This window comes from Paenirhodobacter ferrireducens, assembly GCF_004022265.1.
Lineage (GTDB): Bacteria > Pseudomonadota > Alphaproteobacteria > Rhodobacterales > Rhodobacteraceae > Rhodobacter > Rhodobacter ferrireducens.
The window spans coordinates 98,910-113,952 of sequence record NZ_SAVB01000003.1 but is presented as its reverse complement, the minus strand read 5'-3'; the positions used below and the strand labels follow the sequence as shown (position 1 = coordinate 113,952).

Genomic DNA, 15,043 nt, shown 5'->3' with positions numbered 1-15,043 from the left:
AGGTATTTCGGGCAAGATGAAGGAGATCGTTTTTCATCTTGCCAAAAATACCTCGGGGTGAGCCCCGCAGGGGCGAGGGGCAGCGCCCCTCAGACTCAGACGCTCACCACCTCGCGCAGCGCCTCGCGGGTCAGAGACACCTTCGTCCCCTCCATCGCCACCGCGCCGCGCTTGAGCACATAGAAGCGGTCGCCGAGATCATGGGCGAAGTCGAAATACTGTTCGACGAGGATGATCGCGATATCGCCGCGGGCGCGCAGATAGGCGATGACGCGGCCGATCTGCTGGATGATGTTGGGCTGGATCCCTTCGGTCGGCTCGTCGAGCAGCAGGATCTTCGGCTTCATCAGCATCGCCCGCGCAATCGCCAGCTGCTGCTGCTGCCCGCCGGACAGATCGCCGCCGCGGCGATGCAGGAATTCCTTCAGGATCGGAAACAGATCGTAGATCTCGTCGGGGATGAAACGCTCGGATTTCGGCAGAACGGCGAAGGCGGTTTCCATGTTCTCGCGCACGGTGAGCAGCGGGAAGATCATCCGCCCCTGCGGCACATAGCCAAGACCGCGCCGCGCCATCCCTTGCGGCGGCACCCGCGGCACCTCCTCACCATCGAGGACAAGCGTGCCGCCCGAGCGCGGATGGGTGCCCGAGATCGCCTTCAGAAGCGAGGTCTTGCCCACGCCATTGGTGCCCATGATGCAGGTCACCTCGCCCGCCTTCGCCACCATGTCGATGCCGTAAAGGATCTGAGATCCGCCGTAATGCAGTGTAAGCCCCTTGGTTTCCAGCATCTTCAGCGCCCCAGATAGACTTCGATGACCTGCCGGTCGGCGGTGACGTGATCGAGCGAGCCCTCGGCCAGCACCGATCCCTCGTGCAGCACGGTGACGCGGCAGTTCAGCCGGCGCACGAAGTCCATGTCATGCTCGACCACCACCACGGCGCGGGTCTTCGCCAGATCGACCAGCAGCGCGGTGGTCTGCTCGCGCTCGGCCAAGGTCATGCCGGCGGCGGGTTCGTCGACCAGAAGCAACCGCGGCTCCTGCGCCAGCAGCATGCCGATCTCGAGCCATTGTTTCTGACCGTGAGACAATTCTCCGGATTTCCGCGTCAGGCTGTCGGCAAGCCCGACCTGCGCCGCCAATGCCGCAACCCGGGCATGATCGGCCGGGCACGGGCGCCAGACCAGCACCTTCCAGGGCGCGCGCGCCGCCTTCAGCGCCATCATCAGGTTCTCGGTCACCGACTGATCCTCGAACACCGTCGGGCGCTGGAACTTGCGGCCGATGCCGGCGCGGGCGATCTGGGCCTCGTTCATCCGCAGCAGGTTGACCGATTTCTCGCCCCAGAGCACGCGGCCCTCGTCGGGGCGGGTCTTGCCGGTGACGATGTCCATGAAGGTGGTCTTGCCCGCCCCGTTCGGGCCGATCACCGCGCGCAGCTCGGCCGGGCCGATCGAGAAGGAGAGATTGTTGATCGCGCGGAAGCCGTCGAAGGAGACGGAGATGCCGGAGACCTCGAGCAGCGCCTTCATTCCACCGCCTCCTCTTCGCGCAGCGAGCCGTCATCGGGGCCGAGCGGGGTGCCGCCACGCCAGGGCGTCCGCAGCCCGGCAAGCAGGTCGACAAGCCCCGAGAGCCCCTTCGGCGCGAAGAGCGTGACAAGGACGAAGCTGAGGCCCAAGAGCACCTGCCACCAGTCGACCCATTTCACCGTGTAGATCCCGAGGGTCAGATCGGGCGCCCGCCCGCCGGTGAACCAGGTCGAGACGAGCGAGACGAAGGCCGCGCCCATCACCGCGCCGTAAAGCCGGCCCCTGCCCCCGATCGCCACCCAGACGGCGAGGTAGATCGAGGCGATCGGCGCCATCTCGGCCGGGTTGATGATGCCCGCCTGCGGGTAATAAAGCGCGCCGGCAATCGCGGCGATCACCGCGGTCAGGGTGAAGACGAAGAGCTTGTAGCTCTCGACCGAATAGCCGAGGAACCGCACCCGCGCCTCGTCGTCGCGGATGCCGCGCATCACCGAGCCGAACTTGCCCGAGGTGACGAAGCTGGCAAGCAGATAGCCGAGCCCGAGCGCCACGGCCGAGGCCCAGAGGAACCACACCGACAGGTGGTCCTGATCGGCGGCAAGGCCCGGAATGTTCTGCAGCCCGGAAAGCCCGTTGTTGCCGCGCAGGCCGGAGTCGTTCTGGAAGAGGTAGAGCGACAGCGCGAGCGTCATCGCCTGGGTCAGGATCGAGAGATAGACGCCGGTGACGCGCGAACGGAAGGCGAGCCAGCCGAAGAGGAAGGCGAGGAGCCCCGGCACCAGCACGACGAAGATCAGCTGCATCGGCAGCGATCCGGCGAAGTGCCAGATTGCCGGAAGCTCGGACGAGCCCACGACGCCGAAGATCTGCGTGGCGATCGCGTCACTCAGCTCCTGCAGCGTCATCGGCAGCACGCCCGCGGCCGAGGCCAGCACGATCTCGCGGGTGCGGGCAACCATCAGCCACATGCCGATCATGTAGCCGCCAAGCCCGAAGAAGGCGAAATGGCCGAGGCTGAGAATGCCGGTATAGCCCCAGACCAGATCCATCGCGATCGCGATCAGGCACAGGCACAGCGTCTTGCCCAGCGTCTTGACCATCGAGGTCGAGACGATCTCGGCCCCGTAGGCGGTCGAGAGCAGCGTCACCGCGAGGGTGAAGAGCGCAAGCAGCGCAAGGAAGGCGAGAACCGAGGGGTTCTTTGCGAGAAAGCCGGGTTTCATCTCTGGGCCTCCGGGATTGCGGCGGCGTGCCGGGTCATGCTCAATCCCCCGCCGCGCGGCCCTTGAGGGCGATGATGCCCCGCGGCCGGAACTGGATGAAGATGATGATGAAGAGGATCATGTAGGTCTGCGCGGCCAGCGTGTTCGAGGGGTTCAGCGCCTCGATCCCCTTTTGCAGGAAGCCGACCAGCGTCGCCCCCGCGAGCGTGCCCCAGATATTGCCGACGCCGCCGACGACCACGGTCATGAAGCTTTGCACGATGTAATCGGAGCCGAGTTCCGAGGTGACCTTGGCAAAGAGGCCGATGGCCACCCCCGCGATCCCCGCGATGCCCGAGCCAAGCCCGAAGGCCAGCATGTTGATGCGGTCGGGGTTTATCCCCATCGAGGCCGCCATCGAGGGGTTCTGCGTCACCGCGCGGACCTCGAGGCCGAGCCGGGTGCGCTTCATCACGAAGAGGTAGAGGCCGAGGAAGATGAGCGCGAGCACGAAGATCGCGATGCGGATATAGGAGATGCCGACGATGTCGTTCAGCACCCAGGCACCGTCGAGCCAGTCGGGCGCGGTGAGCGGCCGGGCCTGGGTGCCGAAGATGTTCTTGAAGAGCTGCTGCAGCGCGATCGAGATGCCGAAGGTGGCCAGAAGCGTTTCCAGCGGGCGCTTGTAGAGGTGGCGGATCACCAGCCGCTCCATCGCCACACCCGCGGTGAAGGTGACAGCAAAGGCCAGGGGAAGGGCCACGAGGATCGAGGCGGTATAGTCGTGGATCCAGAGCTGCACGACATAGCCCGTGTAGGCGCCCATGGTGATGAACTCGCCATGCGCCATGTTGATCACCCCCATCACGCCGAAGGTGATGGCCAGCCCGATCGCCGCGAGGAAGTAGATCGAGGCGAGCGAGAGGGCATCGAGGCCGAGGTCGATCCCCTGCATCGCATCGACTTTGAGCGACACGGATTGCAGCGCCGCGGCGGCGGCCGTGGTGACGGCGGCGTCGGGTTCGGCGTAGATCTCGGCGTAACGGTGCGCGGCAACGGTGTTTGCCACCTCGTCATCGGTCGCGGCGGCGGGGACGAGGCCGGCCGCTTCGAGCGCGGTATAGGCCGCGTCGCGCTTTGCCGGGTCGTCGAGCGCGGCCAGCGGGACGCCGCCGACCGCGCCGTTCTCCACATACGCCTCGAGCACGGCGCGCAGGTCGGCGCGGGTGAGCCGTTTCGGCGCGAGCCCCTGGGCGACGAGAAGTGCATAGGCTTCCTCGGCGGTGAAGCCGCGCTGGCCCGGGCGCAGCTCCTGCGCCACGTTGCCGGCGGGGGCGCCATCGAAGGCCGCGCGCGCGGTGGCGAGGATCGGGTTCAGCGCGCCGCGGAAATCAAGCGCCATGTCGGCACCGAAGCCCTCGATCGCCGTGACACGCTCGGCCGGGGTCGCACCGAAGCGGATGGTCAGCAGGCCGAGCAGGCGCTCCTTCTGCGCCTTGATCGCCGGATCGCTTTCCCCCTCGATCGCGGCGGCGAGCGGGGCGAGATGCTCGGCCCCGCCCTCGCGGGCGAGCGCCTCGAGCGCGGCGCGACGCTGGGCCGGGTCAGGGTCGGAAAGATGGAACTGCACCAGCGCCGCGGCGATCAGGCCGCGCACGCCGGAATTCGGCTTGATCTCGGCGATCTCGGCTTTCGGCGCGGTGCCGGCCGGGGCGCCGCTGACCGGGTCGCTCAACGCATAATCGGCGCCCTGCTTCTCCAGCAAGAAGATCGCCCCGTCGGACTTGCGTTGCCCAGCCGCTTGTCGGCCCAGGCGGCGAGGAAGCCGGGCGCGCCCTCTCCCGCCGCGACGAGCGCCTCCACCACCGGGCCGATGGTCTGGCGCGATGGCCTGGCGATCGCCTCGGCATTCGCCGCGATCACCGCAGCGAGGCCGGTGAGGGCCGGGGCCGAAACGGTGGTGTCGGGAGGAACGGGGGCGGCGCTTTCCTGCGCGGGGGCGGGCAGCGTGAGGCAGAGACCTGCACTCAGCGCCAGAAGAAAGGTGCGCATCTCGGTTTCCCTGCAAGGGTCGTCGGAGGGGGCGCGAACGCCCCCTCCTGGGTGCCGAAGCCGATCAGTAATTCGACTTCAGCTGAACGCAGGTCTTGGTGTCGGTGTTGTACATGCCGCATTTGAGCGTCTTCCAGTCCGACGAGAGCACCGCGGATTCGGGCAGGAAGTCGGTCCAGGCGTCGCCCGGCACCGGATCGGTCTGCGAGATGATGTCGAACTGGCCGTCCGCCTGGATCTCGCCGATCAGCACCGGCTTCGTCAGGTGGTGGTTCGGCAGCATCTCGGCCGTGGTGCCGGTGAGGTTCGGGAATTTCTGCCCGATCATCGCATCCTCGACCTTGTCGACATTGGTGGTGCCGGCCTCGGTCACCGCGTTCACCCACATGTTGAAGCCGATATAGGTGGCCTCCATCGGGTCGTTGGTGACGCGCTTGTCGTTGCCGGTGAACTTGTGCCAGCCGTCGATGAAGGCCTTGTTCTCGGGCGTATCGGCGCTTTCGAAATAGTTCCAGGCGGCCAGCTGGCCGACGAGGTTCTTCAGATCGCCCTCGCCGAGCCCCGAAAGCTCCTCCTCGCCCACCGAGAAGGCGACGACGGGGATGTCCTCGGCGGTGATCCCCGAGGCCGCGAGTTCCTTGTAGAAGCCGATATTCGCGTCGCCGTTGATCGTCGAGATCACCCCCACCTTCTTGCCATCGGCGCCAAGCGCCTTGACGTCAGCCACGATCTTCGACCAGTCCGACTGCCCGAAGGGGGTGTAGTTGACGAAGATGTCGCTCTCGGCGATGCCCTTCGACTTGAGATAGGCGGTCAGGATGTTGTTCGTGGTGCGCGGATAGACATAGTCGGTGCCCAGCAGCGCGAATTTCTGCACGCCGAGCTCATTCAGGAAATAGTCCACCGCCGGGATCGCCTGCTGGTTCGGCGCGGCGCCGGTGTAGAAGACGTTGTAGGAGCTTTCCTCGCCCTCGTATTGCACCGGGTAGAACAGCAACCCGTTCAGCTCCTCGAGCACCGGCAGCACCGACTTGCGGCTGACCGAAGTCCAGCAGCCGAAGATCACGTCGACCTTGTCGACGGTGATCAGCTCGCGCGCCTTCTCGGCGAACAGCGGCCAGTCGGAGGCCGGGTCGACGACCACCGGCTCGATCTTCTTGCCCAGAAGGCCGCCCTTCTTGTTCTGTTCGTCGATCAGCATCAGGACGGTGTCCTTCAGCGTCGTCTCCGAGATCGCCATCGTGCCCGACAGCGAATGCAGCACGCCGACCTTGATCGTGTCGCCCTCGGCGAGCGCGCCGCCCGCCGAGAACAGCGTGGCCAGTGCCGCGCCCGCCATCAGGTTCCCAAACCGCGTCCCAAACCGCATCATCGTGAAATCCCCCTGTTCCGGCCCGTCGTTCGATGCGCGGGCAGATTGTCGGCCGCCGGTTGCGGCGGCACGGCCCGGTTCTGGTGCCGCTGAGGACAGCAGAGCGCAGCACGCCGCGCTGCGGCAAGCGGCGGCGCAGGCGGCGCTCACGTCCCCCGCACGATTTCGTGAATCATGTCCAAAAATTGGGCGAATGCCCGGGTGTCGCGCAACACCCGGGCACCATTTTGATCAATTTGTCGGTTTTCCTGCCAATCAGGTCGGAATCGCCGCCAGTTCGAGCCCCCCTTCGCGCTCGAGGAAGGCGACGATCTCGGCGATGCCGCGGCCCTGGCGCAGCTGTGCCATGACATAGGGCCGGGCGCCGCGGGCGCGCTGCGTGTCGGATTCGAGCAATACCGGATCGACACCCACATAGGGCGCAAGGTCGGTCTTGTTCACCACCAGCAGGTCCGAGCGGGTCACCCCCGGGCCGCGCTTGCGCGGGATGTCCTGCCCTGCCGCGGTGTCGATCACATAGATCGTCAGATCGGCCAGCTCCGGGCTGAAGGTGGCAGCCAGATTGTCGCCGCCCGATTCGATCAGCACGAGGTCGAGATCGGGGAAAGCCGCGTTCAGCTCGGCGATGGCGGCAAGGTTGATCGAGGCATCCTCGCGGATCGCGGTATGCGGGCAACCGCCGGTCTCGACGCCGCGGATGCGCTCGGCCGGCAGCACCTGCGCGCGCATCAGCGCCTCGGCATCCTCGCGGGTGTAGATGTCATTCGTCACCACCGCCATCGAGCAGCGGCCGGCCAGCGCCCGGCACAGCTGTTCGGTCAGCGTGGTCTTGCCCACGCCCACCGGGCCCCCGATGCCGACGCGAAGCGGTCCGTTCGTCATGTCTTGAAGATCCTCACATCCAGCGTTTCATGCGCCGCCGCCTGCAGCTCGGCGCGGAAGGCCGCGCTGGCCAGATCGGCGCGCGTGGCCGCGGCCGCGCGGGCGGCGAGCGCAGCGATCATCGGGTGCAGGCCGGCCAGCACCGCTTGCCCCGCCGATTGTCCCAAAGGGATAAACCTGACCCCCGCCGAGACCAGGTTCGAGGCGAAGGAATGTTGGAAAAGTGCAATGACCTGCCCGGCTGGTAGGGCCAGCCCGCGCGCCGCCCGGGCCACGGCAAGCGGCAGCGGCAGGGGGGCAAGCGGCGAGCCGGTCATCTCGGCCTGCGCCCGGGTGAAGGCCGCGCCCTGCGCCTCGGTCTCGTGCAGACGCTCGGCACTGCCGGCAAGCGCGCGGGCAAGACCCGCGAGCGGCGCCAGATCCTCGCCGCGCAGCGCGCAGGCCAGAAGCACCGCGTCGTTCCAGCCTGCGCCATGGGCAAGGATGTCGGCAAGCCAGTCCGCCAGCGCCGGCGCGTCGCGCACGTCGCCCTCCGCCACCGCCTGTTCAAGCCCGTGGCTATAGGCGAAGGCGCCGGTCGGGAAGGCCGGTGACAGCCATTGCACGAGGCTGAGCAGGCCAAGCGCCTCAGGGGTGGACATGGAATTGCCCCGGCCCGTGCGACGGGCCATGATCGTGCCCCATCGTCCGGCCCATGCCATAGGCGCCGCCCTCGGGGGCGAAGGGCTCGACCGTCGCCGTGACCCGCGCGCCAAGCTGGCGCAGCATCGCCTCGAGCACGTGATCGGCGCGGATGACGAGCCGCGTGGGCTCGATCTGGCAGGGCGTGTGGCGGTTGCCGATGTGCCAGGCGAGGCGCGCCAGGTCGCCCGAGACGCTCAGCACCGGCTCGAGCCCGCAGCGCACCTCGACCAGCCGCCCGTCATCAAGCCGGAACGCCTCGCCGCCGGCCAGGTTCACCACCTCGGGCAGGTCGACAAGGAAGGCAAGCCCTCCCGCCGACACCAGCCGCTTGCGGCGCAGGAAACGCCCCTCGTAGTCAAGCGCGACGTGATCGGCCGCGCCCTGCCATTGGCCCTTCGGCACCACGGCCGGCGCATGGAGAAGTTCTGTCATCTCGGACCTTCGTTGTTAGACGTTTCTTAAAGATGGCGGCGCAGGCTGAGGCTTCAACTTCGCAAGGGAGGCGAAGATGCATCTGACATCCCCTGCCGACGAGCTGGTCGCCATCCGGGCCGAGATTGCCCGGCTGCGACGACGCGAAGCGGAACTGCGCGCGACCTTCCTGACCCGGCCGGAGGTACCGAAGATCGGCCGCTGGCACAAGATCGAGGTGGTGACACAGCGCCACCGCGTGTTCGACCCGCGGCTTCTGCCCGACGAGATCCGCCTCGATCCGGGTTATACCCGCGAGAAGATCGCGCGCGTGCTGCGGGCCTCGCGCCGGGCGGCCGAGGAACGCCCGCCCCTGCTCGACCTGCCGGACCTGGCCGGCGCCCTGCGCACGCTGCCGCGCGCAGGGCTGTTCGCCGGGCTTGGTCTGGGCTGAGCGCTCAATAGAGGAAGTAGCGCTGTGCAAGCGGCAGGCTCTCCGCCGGCTCGCAGACAAGCAGCTCGCCATCGGCGCGCACCTCGTAGGTTTCGGGGTTCACCTCGATCATCGGCGTCGCGGTGTTCAGCATCATGTCCGCCTTGCCGATGCCGCGCGTGCCCTTGACCGCGATCACGTCCTTCTCGAGGCCAAGCCGGCCGCTCACCCCCTCGGCCACCGCCGCCTCCGAGACGAAGGTGGCGCAGCTCGCGGACAGCGCCTTGCCGAAGGCGCCGAACATCTGCCGGGTGTAGAAGGGCTGCGCCGGGATCGAGCCGTTCGGGTCGCCCATCTGCGCCGCGACGATCATGCCGCCCATCAGCACCATCTCGGGCTTGGCACCGAAGAAGGCCGGATCCCACAGAACGAGGTCGGCGCGCTTGCCAACCTCGACCGAGCCGATATGCGCCGCGACGCCATGGGTGATCGCCGGGTTGATCGTGTATTTCGCGATATAGCGCCGGACCCGGAAGTTGTCGTTGGCGCCGGTTTCCTCGGCCAGCCGCCCGCGCTGTTTCTTCATCTTGTCGGCGGTCTGCCAGCAGCGGATGATGACCTCGCCCACCCGCCCCATCGCCTGGCTGTCCGAGCTGATGATCGACATCGCGCCCATGTCGTGCAGGATGTCCTCGGCGGCGATCGTCTCCTTGCGGATCCGGCTTTCGGCGAAGGCGACGTCCTCGGGCACCTTGTTGTCGAGGTGGTGGCACACCATCAGCATGTCGAGGTGTTCCTCGATCGTGTTCTTGGTGTAGGGTCGCGTCGGGTTGGTCGAGGACGGGATCACATTCGGCGCCGAGACGACGCGCAGGATGTCGGGGGCATGGCCACCGCCCGCGCCCTCGGTGTGGAAGGCGTGGATGGTGCGACCCTTGAAGGCGGCCAGCGTGTTCTCGACAAAGCCGCTTTCGTTCAGCGTGTCGGTGTGGATCATCACCTGCACGTCCATCGCATCGGCCACCGACAGGCAGCAGTCGATGGCGGCGGGCGTGGTGCCCCAGTCCTCGTGCAGCTTGAGCGAGCTCGCCCCTGCCTTCACCATCTCCTCGAGCGCCTCGGGCAGCGAGGCGTTGCCCTTGCCGGCCAGGGCAAGGTTCATCGGGAAGGCCTCGAAGCTTTGCAGCATCCGGCCGATGTGCCACGGCCCCGGGGTGCAGGTGGTGGCAAGCGTGCCATGCGCGGGGCCGGTGCCGCCGCCGAGCATCGTGGTCACGCCCGAGGCCAGCGCATCCTCGATCTGCTGCGGGCAGATGAAATGGATATGCGCGTCCATGCCGCCCGCGGTCAGGATCTTGCCCTCGCCCGCGATGATCTCGGTGCCGGGCCCGATGATCAGCGTGACGCCGGGCTGGGTGTCGGGGTTGCCGGCCTTGCCGATGCCGGCAATCCGGCCCGAGCGCAGCCCGACATCGGCCTTGTAGATGCCGGTATAGTCGACGATCAGCGCATTGGTGATGACGGTGTCCATCGCCCCCGCCGCGCGGCTGATCTGGCTTTGCCCCATGCCGTCGCGGATCACCTTGCCGCCGCCGAATTTCACCTCCTCGCCATAGGTGGTGAGATCCTTCTCGACCTCGATGATCAGATCGGTATCGGCCAGGCGCAGCCGGTCGCCGGTGGTGGGGCCGAACATGTCGGCATAGGTGGCGCGGGAAATCGTTGCGGGCATCAGAGGTCCCCCATCACGGTCTGATTGAAGCCGAACACCTTGCGCGCGCCGCGATAGGGCACCAGCCGCACCTCGCGGGTCTGGCCCGGTTCGAAGCGCACCGCGGTGCCCGCGGCGATGTCGAGCCGATAGCCACGCGCGGCGGCGCGGTCGAAGCTCAGGCCCGGGTTGGTTTCGGCGAAATGGTAATGCGAGCCCACCTGCACCGGCCGGTCGCCGGTGTTCGAGACGGTGAGGGTGATCGCCTCGAGCCCCTCGTTCAGGGTGATCACGCCGTCGGCGGGGAAGATTTCTCCGGGAATCATCGCGGCACCTCAGCGGATCGGGTGGTGGACGGTGACGAGCTTGGTGCCGTCGGGGAAGGTCGCCTCGACCTGGATCGAGTGGATCATCTCGGGGATGCCCTCCATGCACTGCTCGCGGGTCAGCACCTGAGCGCCGGTCTCCATCAGCTCGGCGACCGAGACGCCGGCGCGCGCGCCCTCGACCACGAAGTCCGAGATGATCGCGATCGCCTCGGGGTGGTTGAGCTTCACGCCGCGCTCGAGCCGGTTGCGCGCCACGATGGCGGCAAGGCTGATCAGCAGCTTGTCCTTTTCACGGGGGGTCAGGTTCATCGTTCCCTCTTACAATTGCCAGACGCGCGGCGGGGCAGCACCCCGGCGCAGCGCATCCATCAGCTTCAGGATCTGTCGGCGCAGCGGCCAGCCGTCACGGGCCAGCAACCGCACCACGCATTTGCCGTCAAAGCCCGAGGCGGCGCCCTCCACCCCGGTCTCGGTCAGGGCTGCACGGGCGGCGGCAACCGCATCTTCGGCCCCGGGGGCGCAGAGCACCAGCGTCGCGAAGGCGCGCGCGGGGCCAAGAAGTGCCGCACGCGGGCCACGGGCCAAAATGTTTGAATTCAGCACGAAAGGCTCTAAAAATACCGGATTTCCGTCCCGCAGGATGGTGCGATGGTCTGAAAACTGCAATGTCTCCACCGTCTCGCCCATGGCAGCCCGGCCCAGAACCACCGCTTCGAGCAGCAGGCAGGAGGCGTCGGGGGCGAGCTCGATCACCGTCTCGCGGGCAAGGTTCGCGGCCTCGAACAGGATCGTCTCCTGCGGCAGCCAGTCGAGCGATCCGCCCGGGCCGACCCTGTGGCGGACGGTGACACGCGCGGGGCCGGCATTCGCGCGATAGGCGCGCTCGGCCGCCTGGGTGGTGGTCACGGCGCGCGCACCGCCCTCGAGTGTCACGGAATAGGAAAGCGTATCGCCCGAGGTCAGCCCGCCCGAGGTGTTGAGAAACACCACCTCCGGCACGCCGCGCACCCGCGGCAGCAGCGCCTTGCCCGAGCCCTTCTGCCGCAGCCCGGTCAGGCGCGCGCCCTCAAAAGCCACGGCGGCCTCGCCGTGGCTGCGCTGCATGCGGGACTGGCCGGCTGTGTCGAACATCATTTCCTCTCGCCCCGATCCAATCCCCGGCGCGCGGGAAGGTCCATCCCGCGCCCTGCGGCACCCCCTGCCCCGACCGGGGCACGGGAAGCGAATGCCCGCCAGAATGGCGCAATGCTCGCCGATCAGGCAAATTGGAAATCAGCCAAGCGGCCCCGGCAGCCGCTCTTCCGACAGCAGCACATTCGCCTCGACTTGACCGAGCCCCGGCAAGGTCATGATCCGCCGCCGCAGCACGCGCTCGAAATCCGCGATGTCGCGGGCGCGCACCTTGATGCGATAGTCGAAGAGGCCCAGCACGTGCTGCACCACCTGCACCTCGGGAATGGCGGTCACCGCGCGCTCGAAATCCTCGAGGCTGACGCGGCCCTTGGTGGCGAGCTTCACCCCCAGGAACACCGTCACCCCGAAGCCAAGTGCGGCATGGTCCAGCACCAGCCGCCGCCCGGCGATCACCCCGGCCTCTTCAAGCCGCCGGATCCGTCGCCAGCAGGCGGGCTGCGACAGGCCGAGCCGACGGCCAAGCGCCCCGGCACTCAGCGTCGCATCGGCCTCGAGCGCGCGCAGGATCGCCCGGTCGGTATCGTCGAGCGCGATCACAACGGCAACTCCGCGCTGTCCTTGATCGTCGAGATCAGCATCAGCGCCTCGGTATCCTGGATATGTGGCAGGGTCAGGATGCGGGCGCGATAGATCTCCTGCCAATGCGCCATGTCGCGGGCGATCACGTTCAGACGCACATCGGTCTGGCCGAGGAAGGTCTGGATCTCCAGCACCTCGGGCACCTCGCGCGCGGCGGCCAGAAACTCGTCGAAGGCGCGCGGATGGGTCTTGTCGAGGGTGAAGCGCAGGCTCACCTCGACCTCCCAGCCAAGCGCGCGCCAGTCGATCACCGCCTGCGCCCCACGGATCACCCCGCCTTCGCGCAACCGTTCCAGCCGGCGCCAGCAGGTCGCCGTGGTCACCCCCGCCCGCTCGGCCAGATCCGCCGTCGCCATCGCGGGTTCTGCCAGCAGCTGCCGCAGAATCCTGCGGTCGGTATCGTCGATGGGCATGAATATTCCGCCAATTCCTGTTTTCAAGCATGACTTTTAACGTATCAGGCAAAAATCCTCAAACAATGAACCGACAATCTTCGCAAGTGGCCTATCCTGTGCGCATCAATCAATGGAGGAGCGCCATGCGCGTCTACTACGATCGCGATTGCGATGTGAACCTGATCAAGGACAAGAAGGTCGCCATCCTGGGCTATGGCTCGCAGGGCCACGCCCACGCGCTGAACCTGCGCGACTCGGGCGCGAAGAACGTGGTCGTCGCGCTGCGCGAGGGCTCGGCCTCGGCGAAGAAGGCCGAAGCCGAAGGCCTGACCGTCATGGGCATCGCCGAAGCCGCTGCCTGGTGTGACCTGATCATGTTCACCATGCCCGACGAACTGCAGGCCGCGACCTACAAGAAATACGTGCATGACAACCTGAAGGAAGGCGCCGCCATCGCCTTCGCTCACGGCCTGAACATCCACTTCGGCCTGATCGAGCCGAAGGCCGGCGTCGACGTCATCATGATGGCGCCAAAGGGCCCGGGCCACACCGTGCGCGGCGAATACGTCAAGGGCGGCGGCGTGCCCTGCCTCGTAGCCGTGGCGCAGGATGCGACCGGCAAGGCGATGGACATCGCGCTGAGCTATGTCTCGGCGATCGGCGGTGGCCGCTCGGGCATCATCGAAACCACCTTCCGTCAGGAATGCGAAACGGACCTCTTCGGCGAACAGGCCGTGCTGTGCGGCGGCGTGGTCGAGCTGATGCGTATGGGCTTCGAGACTCTGGTCGAGGCGGGCTATGCCCCCGAGATGGCCTATTTCGAATGCGTGCACGAGATGAAGCTGATCGTCGACCTGATCTATGAAGGCGGCATCGCGAACATGAACTACTCGATCTCGAACACCGCCGAATACGGCGAATACGTCTCGGGCCCGCGCGTTCTGCCCTATGACGAGACCAAGAAGAACATGAAGGCCGTGCTGACCGACATCCAGAACGGCAAGTTCGTGCGCGACTTCATGCAGGAAAACGCCGTCGGCCAACCCTTCTTCAAGGCGACCCGCCGGATCAACGACGAGCACCTGGTCGAAGAGACCGGCGCCAAGCTGCGCGCGATGATGCCCTGGATCACCGCCGGCAAGCTGGTGGACCGTTCGCGCAACTGATCGCCGCGACATCGCAACACGGACGGGGCGCCTTGCGGGGCGCCCCTTTTGTTTCTACGCTGCACGCGCAGAAGGAGAGCAGCGATGACCGAACTGACGGAACGAGAGATCGAGAAGATCGAGGCGGAACGCGCGAAGATCTTCACCGCACCGTGGTTTCGCGACCTCGTCGCCGGCCGGTTGGGCCTCGGCGACACCTTCTGGATCGGCAATTACGGCGTGCTTCTGGGCGTGGTGCCGCTGGTGGTGCTGGTCTCGGGCCTGCTCTATGCGCAACTGCCCGACCTGATGACGCCCTTCCTGCAGCTCTTCGCGGCGGCGCTCGGCCTGTGGCGCCTCGTCACGCTGCGCGCGCTGGCGCGGGCGCGCACGCGCCTTGCTGCCCCCGGCGCCTGGCCCATCGTCGGGCTGATCTGGACGCTGGGCGAGGCGATCACCGCCTTCGTCTACGCCGCCACGCTCTGATCCGGGGGCGCCGATGGACGGGACGCCCGACGCGCGCCGCCTGCCGAAGCTCCTCGTCGTCGGCTTCCCGAAATCGGGCACCAGCACGATCCAGCGCGCGCTCGAGGAAAGCGGCCTCGTCAGCGCGCATTGGATGTGGCGCAACCGCCCGGTCGGCCGGCTGATCTATGACGGCTGGTTCTCGCGCGGCGATCCGCTGGCGCTGCTCGAGGGCGTCGACGCGGTGACGCAGATGGATTTCTGCATGCCGTCGCAGGGGGTGAACCTCTGGCCGAACCTCGACATCGCGCTGTTGCTGACGATCCGCCGGCTGCATCCCGACTGCCGCTTCATCCTGAACTATCGCCCGCCGAAGGCGACAGAAAGCAGCTTCGGCCGCTGGAACACGCTGGTCGAGCGGATCACCGAAAGCGACATCCCCGGCCTGCCGCGCGGCCGTGGCGGCCGCCCGGGCGAGATCGCGCGCTGGATCGGGGCGCATCTCGATGCGATGCGGCAGATCTTCGCGGGCGACCCGAATTTCCTCGAACTCGACATCACCGCGCCGGACGCGGCCGAGAGGCTCGGCACCTTCCTCGGTCACGAGATCCACTGGTGGGGCGTGGCGAACGCGAACCCCGACGGCAAGCGCTGA

At 67.2% G+C, this 15,043-nt stretch carries 17 protein-coding genes and 1 pseudogene; 4 read left to right on the top strand and 14 right to left on the bottom strand.

The features are described 5' to 3' along the window. Positions 1-95: 95 nt before the first annotated feature. The 8 genes and pseudogenes from urtE to EOW65_RS03215 all read right to left on the bottom strand — a co-directional run bounded on the left by urtE (position 96) and on the right by EOW65_RS03215 (position 8,158). Complete coding sequence (urtE, locus tag EOW65_RS03250) at positions 96-791, bottom strand: urea ABC transporter ATP-binding subunit UrtE (protein ID WP_128147572.1); 696 nt, start codon at positions 789-791, stop codon at positions 96-98. A gap of 2 nt (positions 792-793) precedes the next feature. Then, a complete protein-coding gene (gene urtD, locus EOW65_RS03245) occupies positions 794-1,534 on the bottom strand; it encodes an urea ABC transporter ATP-binding protein UrtD (RefSeq protein WP_128147571.1) in 741 nt (246 codons plus the stop codon). Then, positions 1,531-2,757 carry an urea ABC transporter permease subunit UrtC gene (urtC, locus tag EOW65_RS03240; RefSeq protein ID WP_128147570.1) on the bottom strand — a complete coding sequence of 409 codons (1,227 nt, stop codon included), beginning with the start codon at positions 2,755-2,757 and terminating at the stop codon, positions 1,531-1,533. The genes urtD and urtC overlap by 4 nt, the downstream gene beginning before the upstream one ends. Positions 2,758-2,797: 40 nt before the next feature. Continuing rightward, a pseudogene (urtB, locus tag EOW65_RS03235) lies at positions 2,798-4,788 on the bottom strand (urea ABC transporter permease subunit UrtB). A gap of 64 nt (positions 4,789-4,852) precedes the next feature. Then, positions 4,853-6,127: an urea ABC transporter substrate-binding protein gene (gene urtA / locus EOW65_RS03230; RefSeq protein WP_128147663.1), complete on the bottom strand. Its 1,275-nt coding sequence runs from the start codon at positions 6,125-6,127 to the stop codon at positions 4,853-4,855. A gap of 288 nt (positions 6,128-6,415) precedes the next feature. Next, positions 6,416-7,042: an urease accessory protein UreG gene (gene ureG, locus EOW65_RS03225; RefSeq protein WP_121530372.1), complete on the bottom strand. Its 627-nt coding sequence runs from the start codon at positions 7,040-7,042 to the stop codon at positions 6,416-6,418. Further along, positions 7,039-7,683 carry an urease accessory protein UreF gene (locus EOW65_RS03220; protein ID WP_128147569.1) on the bottom strand — a complete coding sequence of 215 codons (645 nt, stop codon included), beginning with the start codon at positions 7,681-7,683 and terminating at the stop codon, positions 7,039-7,041. The genes ureG and EOW65_RS03220 overlap by 4 nt, the downstream gene beginning before the upstream one ends. Further along, positions 7,670-8,158 (bottom strand): urease accessory protein UreE, encoded by a 489-nt coding sequence (locus tag EOW65_RS03215; RefSeq protein ID WP_128147568.1) that lies wholly within the window; start codon positions 8,156-8,158, stop codon positions 7,670-7,672. Before EOW65_RS03215 ends, EOW65_RS03220 begins: the two co-directional genes overlap by 14 nt. Positions 8,159-8,234: 76 nt before the next feature. Here EOW65_RS03215 and EOW65_RS03210 point away from each other — a divergent pair, with 76 nt between their 5' ends. Beyond that, the gene (locus EOW65_RS03210; RefSeq protein WP_128147567.1) at positions 8,235-8,591 is read left to right on the top strand and encodes a hypothetical protein; all 357 of its coding nucleotides are present in this window, start codon (positions 8,235-8,237) and stop codon (positions 8,589-8,591) included. Positions 8,592-8,595: 4 nt separating this feature from the next. Here EOW65_RS03210 and ureC read toward each other — a convergent pair whose 3' ends face one another. The 6 genes from ureC to EOW65_RS03180 form a co-directional block, all read right to left on the bottom strand. Next, complete coding sequence (gene ureC / locus EOW65_RS03205) at positions 8,596-10,302, bottom strand: urease subunit alpha (RefSeq protein WP_128147566.1); 1,707 nt, start codon at positions 10,300-10,302, stop codon at positions 8,596-8,598. Further along, positions 10,302-10,607 carry an urease subunit beta gene (locus EOW65_RS03200; protein WP_128147565.1) on the bottom strand — a complete coding sequence of 102 codons (306 nt, stop codon included), beginning with the start codon at positions 10,605-10,607 and terminating at the stop codon, positions 10,302-10,304. Before EOW65_RS03200 ends, ureC begins: the two co-directional genes overlap by 1 nt. Positions 10,608-10,616: 9 nt before the next feature. After that, complete coding sequence (locus EOW65_RS03195; protein WP_121530367.1) at positions 10,617-10,919, bottom strand: urease subunit gamma; 303 nt, start codon at positions 10,917-10,919, stop codon at positions 10,617-10,619. A gap of 9 nt (positions 10,920-10,928) precedes the next feature. Next, on the bottom strand, positions 10,929-11,744 hold the full coding sequence (locus EOW65_RS03190; RefSeq protein WP_394342728.1) for an urease accessory protein UreD: 816 nt from the start codon (positions 11,742-11,744) through the stop codon (positions 10,929-10,931). A gap of 138 nt (positions 11,745-11,882) precedes the next feature. Beyond that, the gene (locus EOW65_RS03185; RefSeq protein ID WP_121530366.1) at positions 11,883-12,341 is read right to left on the bottom strand and encodes an Lrp/AsnC family transcriptional regulator; all 459 of its coding nucleotides are present in this window, start codon (positions 12,339-12,341) and stop codon (positions 11,883-11,885) included. Further along, positions 12,338-12,796 carry an Lrp/AsnC family transcriptional regulator gene (locus EOW65_RS03180; RefSeq protein ID WP_128147563.1) on the bottom strand — a complete coding sequence of 153 codons (459 nt, stop codon included), beginning with the start codon at positions 12,794-12,796 and terminating at the stop codon, positions 12,338-12,340. The genes EOW65_RS03185 and EOW65_RS03180 overlap by 4 nt, the downstream gene beginning before the upstream one ends. A gap of 65 nt (positions 12,797-12,861) precedes the next feature. Between EOW65_RS03180 and ilvC the strand changes: the two genes are divergently transcribed. The 3 genes from ilvC (at position 12,862) to EOW65_RS03165 (ending at position 15,043) form a co-directional block, all read left to right on the top strand. Next, positions 12,862-13,944: a ketol-acid reductoisomerase gene (gene ilvC / locus EOW65_RS03175; protein WP_128147562.1), complete on the top strand. Its 1,083-nt coding sequence runs from the start codon at positions 12,862-12,864 to the stop codon at positions 13,942-13,944. Positions 13,945-14,028: 84 nt separating this feature from the next. Then, on the top strand, positions 14,029-14,409 hold the full coding sequence (locus EOW65_RS03170; RefSeq protein WP_128147561.1) for a hypothetical protein: 381 nt from the start codon (positions 14,029-14,031) through the stop codon (positions 14,407-14,409). A 13-nt stretch (positions 14,410-14,422) separates the two neighbouring features. After that, on the top strand, positions 14,423-15,043 hold the full coding sequence (locus tag EOW65_RS03165; protein ID WP_128147560.1) for a sulfotransferase: 621 nt from the start codon (positions 14,423-14,425) through the stop codon (positions 15,041-15,043).

Coding starts and splice junctions, on each gene's coding strand:
- EOW65_RS03210 (WP_128147567.1), top strand. CDS start 8,235: ATGCATCTGACATCCCCTGCCGACGAGCTGGTCGCCATCCGGGCCGAG.
- EOW65_RS03170 (WP_128147561.1), top strand. CDS start 14,029: ATGACCGAACTGACGGAACGAGAGATCGAGAAGATCGAGGCGGAACGC.
- EOW65_RS03190 (WP_394342728.1), bottom strand. CDS start 11,744: ATGATGTTCGACACAGCCGGCCAGTCCCGCATGCAGCGCAGCCACGGC.
- ureC (WP_128147566.1), bottom strand. CDS start 10,302: ATGCCCGCAACGATTTCCCGCGCCACCTATGCCGACATGTTCGGCCCC.
- EOW65_RS03200 (WP_128147565.1), bottom strand. CDS start 10,607: ATGATTCCCGGAGAAATCTTCCCCGCCGACGGCGTGATCACCCTGAAC.
- urtE (WP_128147572.1), bottom strand. CDS start 791: ATGCTGGAAACCAAGGGGCTTACACTGCATTACGGCGGATCTCAGATC.
- EOW65_RS03180 (WP_128147563.1), bottom strand. CDS start 12,796: ATGCCCATCGACGATACCGACCGCAGGATTCTGCGGCAGCTGCTGGCA.
- urtD (WP_128147571.1), bottom strand. CDS start 1,534: ATGAAGGCGCTGCTCGAGGTCTCCGGCATCTCCGTCTCCTTCGACGGC.
- urtC (WP_128147570.1), bottom strand. CDS start 2,757: ATGAAACCCGGCTTTCTCGCAAAGAACCCCTCGGTTCTCGCCTTCCTT.
- EOW65_RS03165 (WP_128147560.1), top strand. CDS start 14,423: ATGGACGGGACGCCCGACGCGCGCCGCCTGCCGAAGCTCCTCGTCGTC.
- ureG (WP_121530372.1), bottom strand. CDS start 7,042: ATGACGAACGGACCGCTTCGCGTCGGCATCGGGGGCCCGGTGGGCGTG.
- EOW65_RS03220 (WP_128147569.1), bottom strand. CDS start 7,683: ATGTCCACCCCTGAGGCGCTTGGCCTGCTCAGCCTCGTGCAATGGCTG.
- EOW65_RS03195 (WP_121530367.1), bottom strand. CDS start 10,919: ATGAACCTGACCCCCCGTGAAAAGGACAAGCTGCTGATCAGCCTTGCC.
- ilvC (WP_128147562.1), top strand. CDS start 12,862: ATGAACCGACAATCTTCGCAAGTGGCCTATCCTGTGCGCATCAATCAA.
- EOW65_RS03215 (WP_128147568.1), bottom strand. CDS start 8,158: ATGACAGAACTTCTCCATGCGCCGGCCGTGGTGCCGAAGGGCCAATGG.
- urtA (WP_128147663.1), bottom strand. CDS start 6,127: ATGGCGGGCGCGGCACTGGCCACGCTGTTCTCGGCGGGCGGCGCGCTC.